The sequence below is a fragment of the Kitasatospora sp. NPDC007106 genome (assembly GCF_040634455.1).
GTDB classification, from domain to species: domain Bacteria; phylum Actinomycetota; class Actinomycetes; order Streptomycetales; family Streptomycetaceae; genus Kitasatospora; species Kitasatospora arboriphila.
In genome coordinates this window covers 1-8,428 of record NZ_JBEYFP010000235.1, presented here as the reverse complement: position 1 = coordinate 8,428, position 8,428 = coordinate 1, and the positions used below count along the sequence as shown (strand labels likewise).

Here is an 8,428-nt window from a genome sequence, read left to right as displayed (position 1 = left end):
GCCGGGGCGGGCTGGGCCGGCTGCGCCTGCTGCTGCGGCTGGGCCTGCTGGGCGGGCTGCGCCTGCTGCTGCGGCTGGGCGGCGGGCTGGGGCTGCTCGGCCGGCGGCTGGGCGAGGTTGTGCGCCACCGCGACGGAGTCCTGCGAGGAGACCGAGCGCGGCTGCTTGTAGGTGCTCGGCGCGGCCACCTGCACGACCCGGTTCTCCTGCTGCGGCGCGGCGGACGCGGTGAACACCGAGCTGCCCGGCACCGTCGGGTGGACGGTCGTCTGCGCCGCGGCGTGGCCCGGCAGCAGCAGGGCGCCCAGCGCCAGCGCGGCGACGCCGCCCGAGGCCACCTTCGCCCGGTTCCCCAGCACCGGCGAGGCCGCCGCCCGGACACCCGAGAGCGAGCCCGCCGAGGTGCCCGGCAGCCCGCCGTTCAGGGCGCGGGCGGACAGCGAACGGGCGTTGAGCAGGGCCGCGGCGGTGCCGGCGGAGGCCGTGCGGACGATGCGACGGGTGGCGTCGGAGAACGAAGGCATGGTGGCTGGACCTCGCGGAAGGGGGCGGTGCGCAGCGGAGCCGCACGGCTCCCTGGCGGGGACCACTCCGGTGTAGTCGCTCGGCCGGACGTACCCAAACGGTGTGACCTACGACGGTCCGTCGTGCTGGACACCGGGCCTTCGGCGACCGGCCCGTCCCGCCCGGCCGTACCGGCCCCGCCCGCTACTACCCGCGTTCGTACCGGGCCCCTGCCCTGTGACCACTGCCACCCGCGGTACCCCGCCCCGCGGCCGCCAATCGTGACGCCCCTCACGGCCCGCGCCGGCCGCGCGTCCGGGCGGTCACGCACGGTCCCGAGGGGTCGTGGGTGGAGCGGTACGGGCACATTTCCGTCGTTCTCGTGCCGACCGGTCGCGCCGACCGGGACGGCGGGCACGAGTCCGGGCGAAGATCTGACCGTGAACGAGGAACTCCAGCAGCGGCGGTACGCCGCATTCCGGTCCTGCGGCCGGCTGCTCTCGGGCAGCCGACCGGTCAGCCTGCGCGAGCGGATGGCGTCGCTCGCCGCCGAAGCGGAAGGGGTCCACGACCTTGACGAGCGGCCCGACGTGTACGGGGACGGGGTGGTCCGCGCCCTGGAGCGGCGGGTGGCGGCCCTGCTGGGCCGGGAGGCCGCCGTCTACTTCCCGACCGGCACCATGGCGCAGCAGGTGGCCCTGCGGTACTGGGCGGAGCGCACCGGCAGCCCGATGGTGGCGATGCACCCGCTCGCCCACCCGGAGCTGCACGAGCGGCGGGCCCTCACCCGGCTCACCGGCCTGCACACCGTCTGGCCGACCACCGCACCGCGGCTGCCCACCCCCGCCGAACTCCGCACCTGTGAGGAGCGGTTCGGCACCCTGATGGTGGAACTCCCGCTGCGCGACGCCGGGTTCGTGCTGCCCGCCTGGGAGCAGCTGGTGGAGACGGTCGCCGCCGCCCGCGAACTCGGCGCCCGGGTGCACCTCGACGGCGCCCGGCTCTGGGAGTCCACCGTCCACCTCGGGCGCCCGCTGCCGGAGATCGCCGCGTTGGCGGACTCGGTGTACGTCTCCTGCTACAAGTCGCTGGGCGGCCTCAGCGGCGCCCTGCTGGCCGGTGGCGAGGCCTTCGCCCGGGAGGCCCGGGTGTGGCAGCACCGGTACGGCGGGAAGCTCTTCCAGCAGTGGCCCGCGGCGCTCTCCACGCTCGTCGGGCTGGAGCGCGAACTCCCGCGCCTGCCGCGGTACGTGGCGCACGCCAGGACGGTCGCCGCGGCCCTGGCCGAGGTGCCCGGCGCCCGGATCGACCCGCTGCCGCCGCACACCCACCAGTTCCGGCTCTGGCTGCCGCACACCGCGGACGCCCTCACCGAGGCCACCCTGCGGCTCGCGGAGGAGCAGGGCATCGCGCTGTTCCACTACTGGGACGAGCCGGGGGCGCCCGGCCTCGCGATGACCGAGGTGACGGTTGGGGCCGCCGCCCTGGAGTGGACGTCCGAGGACGTGGGCAAGGCGATGGCGGCCCTGCTGGCACTGCTCTGACGCCGCGGGCCGGAACGCACGTCGGCCCGGTTCCTCCCGCCGGAGGAACCGGGCCGACGCAGTGTCAACTGTCAGTACCCGAGGGTGCCGATCAGAAGGACGGGCGGACCATCAGGATGGTCTCCAGCTTGTTGGAGCTGTTCCACAGCACGTCGATCGCGGTGTGGGTGTCCGGCACCTTCACGCTGGAGTACGGGGTCTTCTCGTCCCAGTACTTCTTGGTGTGGTCGTTGAAGGTGGTGACGCCGGCCGCGCTCGGGATCTTGGTGAGCACGTCGGCACGGTGCAGCTGCAGGCCGTCGGTGCGCTCGAACCCGAAGGGCGAGTCGTAACCCTGGATGCGCGGGCGCATCAGGGTGCCGTCGGCCCAGGAGATCGGGGTCGGGTGCGAGTCGACCGGCAGGATCAGGCCGGAGCCCGGGTGGTCGGTCACGTTGTTGTCGGACTGCGAGGTGTCCCACAGCCAGATCAGGATGCCGTTCTGGTTCTGGTAGTGGTCCACCCAGTCCGGGCGGGCCGCGGAACCGAACACGTACGGACCGGTCTTCAGCGTGGTGTCGTAGGACACGTACTGACGGTTCTCGACGATGTAGTGCTGGGCGTACTCCTTGGAGAACTTGCCCGTGATCCGCGAGAAGCCGGTGGCGGTCCAGCCGTTGTCACCCTGCTCCGCGTCGTCGCTGAACAGCGCGGCACCGTCGGCGTTGATCGCGATGTTGTCCAGCGCGAGGCCCTTCATGTGCAGGCCGCCGTCGGTGGTGTAGTGGAAGCGGACCTTGACGGCCTTGCCGGCGTAGGCGTTCAGCGAGTAGGACAGGTCGCCCCACTTGCCGCCCGAGTTGCCGGTGAGGCCCGGCGCGTCGGCGCCGTCCTTCTGCAGCGGGGTGCCGTTGAAGGTGCCGTCGATGGCCGTCCAGTGGGCGCCGCCGTCGGTGGAGACCTCGGCGTAGCCGTAGTCGTAGTCCTGCTCGATGTCGTACCAGGCCTTGGCGGTCAGCGTCGCCGAGGTCTTGCCGGTCAGGTCGACATCACGCACCAGCGAGACGTTCAGGTCGTCCGCGCTGCCGCTCCACCACTCGTTCGCACCCGCGAACGGGGTGTTGATCTCGGTGGTGACCGTCTTGTTCGGAAGGTCGACCACGACGGCCTGCGGGCGCTTGCTGTTGTACTCCGCCGGACCGGTCCAGTGGAAGGACAGCTTGTTGGCGCTGGCCTTGTCGTAGTTCAGCCAGCCGAGCTGCAGCTTGCTCCAGGCGTCGAGGTCGCCCGGCTTGTCGCCGATCGACGACTTGCCGTCGCCCAGCCAGGAACCGGAGGACATCAGCGACCAGAAGCCGACCGAGTTGTCGTCCTTGCCCGTGGTGTCGTACAGGTCCGGCAGACCGAGGTCGTGGCCGTACTCGTGGGCGAAGACACCGAGGCCGCCGTTCTCGGGCTGCATGGTGTAGTCGCCGACCCAGAGGCCGCTGGTGCCGACCGGGGTGCCACCGAGCTTGTTGTTGTCCGGGCCGGTCTTGCCGGCCTGGGCGCCGTAGACGTAGCTGCGGTGGGCCCAGAGCGCGTCGGTGCCCTGGACGCCGCCGCCGGCGGACTGGTCCTCACCGGCGTGCACGATCTGGAAGTGGTCGATGTAACCGTCGGGCTCGTTGAAGTTGCCGTCGTGGTCGTAGTCGTACCGGTCCCACTGGTCGTACTGCGCGATGGTGGCCTTGATCTGCTCGTCCGTCTGGCCCTTGGCCTTCTGGTCGGCGACCCAGGCGTTGATGCCGTCGCGGATCAGGTCCTGCGCGTTGTTGCAGACGTGCTGGCCGCAGTAGTCCGAGCCGTAACGGGCCTCGTTCCACGGCACCTTCACCCAGTCGGTGACCTGGCCGTCGACCGAGTAGCGGCCCGAGGACTGCTTCTCGTAGAAGGTCTTCAGCGAGTCGCCGGTCTTGGAGAAGTACATGTCCTGGTAGTGCGCCTGGTTGTAATCGGCCTGCCAGGCGGTCGAGTTGTCCTTCGACCGGTCGGGCTGGGCGATCATGTTGTGCGCCGGGCCGGGCTGGCCGCCGTACTTGACCTTGCCGTCCGGGGTGGTGGTGGTGTTGTCCACCTGGTCGCCGAAGTCGACGAGGATGGTGAAGATCTTGTCCGTGCGCTCACGGGCCAGCTCGACGTACTTGTCGCGGCCCAGCTTCACGGAGGTGCTGCTGCCGTGCTTCTCGACCTTGGCGGTGCCCGCCAGGAGCTGCTCGGTGGCGGCCTTCTGCTCGGCCTCGACCTTGGCGGTCAGCGGGCCCGGCAGGTCGTGGTCGACCTTGAGCGCCTGCGCATCGGCAGGGTCGTGCGAGACAGGGGCCGGCGTGGCGGCGGTGGCCGTCCCGGGCAGCAGGCCCGTGCCGAGCGCGGCCGTGACCGCGATGGCAGCAGTGGCCGCAGCGGCCCTCTTGGATATCTTCAACGTGGTGACGTCCTCCCCTTGCCGGCTCGGCTCTTGGCCCGCCGGCGAACCAATGAAAGACAGGTGGACGACATTTGATCCAAGCCCAGGTCAAAAAGAAAGACCTTGACCATGCATGATCACAACGCTATCCTCCGGCAGCCGTGATCAACTGATGGGCAGTCAAGAGTAAAGCGGGGCCCGCAGTTGGGGCATCCATCGCACCCGCACGAGCGGCACGACGCCCCGCCGGAGGCTCCGGCGGGGCGAAATCACAGGTTATGGATGTCTAAACAGTTTTAAAACTGAAAAGGACTCGGCCCCGACGTTCCGTCGGGGCCGAGTCCTTTTACGTACGACCGGTTACTTGGTCAGGTCCGGTCCGGAGGTCGAGACCGCGGCCGCCGGGGTGTCGGCCACCGGGGACTTCTCCTCGCCGCGGAAGGTGAACTTCGCTTCCTTGCCCTCGCCCTCGGTACCGACGACCACGATGTGGCCGGCGCGCAGCTCGCCGAAGAGGATCTTCTCGGACAGGTGGTCCTCGATCTCGCGCTGGATCGTCCGGCGCAGCGGACGGGCGCCCAGGATCGGGTCGTAGCCCTTCTTCGCCAGCAGCTTCTTGGCCTCGACGCTGAGTTCGAGACCCATGTCGCGGTCCTTCAGACGCTGGTCCACCTTGGCGATCATGAGGTCGACGATCTGGATGATGTCGTCCTCGGACAGCTGGTGGAAGACCACGATGTCGTCGACGCGGTTCAGGAACTCCGGCCGGAAGTGCTGCTTGAGCTCCTCGCTGACCTTGGCCTTCATCCGCTCGTACCCGCTCTGGGCGTCACCCGTGGCCGCGAAGCCCAGGTTGAAGCCCTTGGAGATGTCCCGGGTGCCGAGGTTGGTGGTCATGATGATGACCGTGTTCTTGAAGTCGACCACGCGGCCCTGGGAGTCGGTCAGGCGGCCGTCCTCCAGGATCTGCAGCAGCGAGTTGAAGATGTCCGGGTGGGCCTTCTCCACCTCGTCGAAGAGGACGACGGAGAAGGGCTTGCGGCGCACCTTCTCGGTCAGCTGGCCGCCCTCCTCGTAGCCCACGTAGCCGGGCGGGGAGCCGAACAGCCGGGAGACCGTGTGCTTCTCCGAGAACTCCGACATGTCGAGTGCGATCAGCGCGTCCTCGTCGCCGAAGAGGAACTCCGCCAGCGTCTTGGACAGCTCCGTCTTACCGACACCGGACGGACCGGCGAAGATGAACGAGCCGCCGGGGCGCTTCGGGTCCTTGAGGCCCGCACGGGTGCGCCGGATGGCCTGGGAGAGCGCCTTGATGGCGTCCTTCTGGCCGATGACGCGCTTGTGCAGCTCGTCCTCCATGCGCAGCAGGCGGGAGGACTCCTCCTCGGTCAGCTTGAAGACCGGGATGCCGGTGGCGGTGGCCAGGACCTCGGCGATGAGCTCCTCGTCCACCTCGGCGACGACGTCCATGTCGCCGGCCTTCCACTCCTTCTCCCGCTTGGCCTTCGCGGTGAGCAGCTGCTTCTCGTCGTCGCGCAGCGAGGCGGCCTTCTCGAAGTCCTGCGCGTCGATCGCGCTCTCCTTCTCGCGGCGGACCTCGGCGATCTTCTCGTCGAACTCGCGCAGGTCCGGCGGCGCGGTCATCCGGCGGATGCGCATCCGGGAGCCGGCCTCGTCGATCAGGTCGATCGCCTTGTCCGGCAGGAAGCGGTCCGAGATGTACCGGTCGGCCAGGGTGGCGGCGGCGACCAGGGCGGCGTCGGTGATCGAGACGCGGTGGTGCGCCTCGTACCGGTCGCGCAGGCCCTTGAGGATCTCGATGGTGTGCGGCAGCGACGGCTCGGCGACCTGGATCGGCTGGAAGCGGCGCTCCAGCGCGGCGTCCTTCTCCAGGTGCTTGCGGTACTCGTCGAGCGTGGTGGCACCGATGGTCTGCAGCTCGCCGCGGGCCAGCATCGGCTTGAGGATGCTGGCGGCGTCGATCGCGCCCTCGGCGGCGCCCGCACCGACCAGGGTGTGCAGCTCGTCGATGAACAGGATGATGTCGCCGCGGGTGCGGATCTCCTTGAGCACCTTCTTCAGGCGCTCCTCGAAGTCACCGCGGTACCGGGAGCCGGCGACCAGGGCGCCGAGGTCCAGGGTGTAGAGCTGCTTGTCCTTGAGGGTCTCCGGGACCTCGCCCTTGACGATCGCCTGGGCCAGGCCCTCGACGACGGCGGTCTTGCCGACGCCGGGCCGGCGACCAGATCTGCGGGGGAGCCCCCGGCGATCATCCGGTCCAGCGCGTCGTCGACGATCCGCTGGATCCGCGGGCGCATCGCCTCGACCCGCTTGACGATGAAGTCGCCGGTGAGCATGCGCCGTTGGCGGGCGTGCTCGGCGCCGTCGAGGCGCAGGAACGACGGGGTGGCCCGGTTCACCAGCTCGCGCCGGCCGGGGGAGAGGAACGGGAAGCCCGGGTGCCGGGCGTCGGCCGAGAAACGGTTGTCCGAGAGCACCGTACGGACCTCGGCGTGACCGGTGACCAGCCAGCAGTCGGAACCGTCCCACAGTCCGGCGCGGGTGACGGGGGCGGTGCGGTGGGCCTCCCGGTAGGCGGGCGGCGGGGCGAACGGGCAGCCGCCCCGGTCGGCGGGCAGCGCCGGCCGGGCGGAGCGCGTGTCGGGGGTGGAACGGGCGGATTCGGTCGGGGTGGTGGTCATGCCGGTCCTTCCGCGTGGGGGTGGGTGGTCACTCGTCGAGCGCGGTGTCGAGCACGGTGATGGCACTTCCGGGGCAGAGCGCGGCGGCGAGCCGGACGGCGGCGTGCTGCTCCTCGGCCGGCCCGGGGCGGACCAGCCGGACGAGCCCGTCCTCGTCGGACTGGTCGAAGACCCCGGGCGCGGTCAGCACGCACTGGCCCGAGCCGCAGCAGCGGTCCTGATCGACGGTCACCTGCATCGCGCCTCCAACGGCAGCGGGAACGGTTGCCTAGGTCAACCGATAGCACGCCGACCATCGCCGTGAGTACGTACCCGGAGAACTTCCGCGAACGTGTCCGATTCCGGGCGCCCGGTTTCGGCCGCCCCCGGCCGAGGGCGGAAACCGGCCATGAGTTTCGCCCGATGTTTCGTTCCCGGATCGATCGCAACAGCGCGGCCGGCCAGCGCAGATGGCCGTCCGGGGTTTCGCTCCCGGCCCATTCGCCTGCATCGATCCACGAATGTTCGTCCGACGGTTGACGCCGGTATTCGACCGTCGCCACCATTCCGGTCGGCATTCACCCCCACCCGATGCCACGGATCCCGACCTTTGACCGCCGGGCCCGGACGCGCCGGCGTCCCGGCCCGGCCCCACCCGCACCGGAGACACCCGTGCCCCCACCCCGCACCGGTCCACCACCCCGCTCCTGCTGCCCCTGCTCCTGCTCGCCCTGCTGATCGGCGCCCTGCCGCCCTGCAGTGCCGCAACCCGTACATCGGCACCGACGGCTGGGGCAACCCGGCCGCCGTCTGGCAGAACTGGACTACGACGGCAACGTGCTCGGCATGATGAAGTTCGCCGGGGACCACGGCAAGACGATGATCGTCTCCGAGGCGGCATGATGAACTTCACCGCCGACAACGGCGCCACCGACGGCCTGCAGCCCGTCCGCGGCAACCCGTGGGTCAAGCGCCTCTTCGGCCTGCTGAACTACAACGGCCCGATCCCCAACCAGTCCGGCAGCCACGACCTCTCCCGGGTCCTCACCGCCGTCACCTACATCGACCTCGACTTCCGCTACGGCTGGGACGCCGTGCCCGACGGCACCTTCGACTTCCCGCCCGACTCCGCCTGGTTCGTCGACGGCCGCCTCTCCCGCTACACCGACGCCCGCACCTCCTTCTGCCAGGGCCTCGCCGCCGGCGGCTTCACCACCCGCTGCCGCTGACCGCCCCGCCCCCCGGCGCCCCGGACGACCCCCGTCGTCCGGGGC

General features: G+C 70.4%; 5 protein-coding genes and 2 pseudogenes. 3 read left to right on the top strand and 4 right to left on the bottom strand.

Annotated elements, in window-relative coordinates:
• Positions 1–524 (bottom strand): annotated as a pseudogene (locus ABZ641_RS19105) (hypothetical protein); the annotation flags it as partial.
• Positions 525–938: 414 nt separating this feature from the next.
• Between ABZ641_RS19105 and ABZ641_RS19100 the strand changes: the two are divergent.
• Entirely contained in the window at positions 939–2,048 is a 1,110-nt protein-coding gene (locus ABZ641_RS19100; protein WP_359983231.1) for a beta-eliminating lyase-related protein, read from the top strand.
• A 91-nt stretch (positions 2,049–2,139) separates the two neighbouring features.
• Here the strand turns inward: ABZ641_RS19100 and ABZ641_RS19095 are convergent, their stop codons facing one another.
• The 3 genes and pseudogenes from ABZ641_RS19095 to ABZ641_RS19085 form a co-directional block, all read right to left on the bottom strand.
• Positions 2,140–4,491: an immune inhibitor A domain-containing protein gene (locus ABZ641_RS19095; protein ID WP_359983228.1), complete on the bottom strand. Its 2,352-nt coding sequence runs from the start codon at positions 4,489–4,491 to the stop codon at positions 2,140–2,142.
• Between the two features lie 342 nt (positions 4,492–4,833).
• Positions 4,834–6,708 (bottom strand): annotated as a pseudogene (locus ABZ641_RS19090) (ATP-dependent Clp protease ATP-binding subunit); the annotation flags it as partial.
• Positions 6,709–7,203: 495 nt separating this feature from the next.
• Positions 7,204–7,413, bottom strand: a complete 210-nt coding sequence (locus tag ABZ641_RS19085; protein ID WP_359983225.1) for a ferredoxin — start codon at positions 7,411–7,413, stop codon at positions 7,204–7,206.
• Between the two features lie 500 nt (positions 7,414–7,913).
• On the opposite strand from ABZ641_RS19085, the gene ABZ641_RS19080 reads away from it, so the two are divergent.
• Complete coding sequence (locus ABZ641_RS19080) at positions 7,914–8,057, top strand: hypothetical protein (protein WP_359983223.1); 144 nt, start codon at positions 7,914–7,916, stop codon at positions 8,055–8,057.
• Positions 8,054–8,383: a hypothetical protein gene (locus ABZ641_RS19075; RefSeq protein WP_359983221.1), complete on the top strand. Its 330-nt coding sequence runs from the start codon at positions 8,054–8,056 to the stop codon at positions 8,381–8,383. The genes ABZ641_RS19080 and ABZ641_RS19075 overlap by 4 nt, the downstream gene beginning before the upstream one ends.
• Positions 8,384–8,428 lie beyond the last annotated feature (45 nt).

What these genes read in the sequence shown, in the direction of transcription:
- ABZ641_RS19075 (WP_359983221.1), top strand. Translation starts at nt 8,054, where the DNA reads ATGATGAACTTCACCGCCGACAACGGCGCCACCGACGGCCTGCAGCCC.
- ABZ641_RS19085 (WP_359983225.1), bottom strand. Translation starts at nt 7,413, where the DNA reads ATGCAGGTGACCGTCGATCAGGACCGCTGCTGCGGCTCGGGCCAGTGC.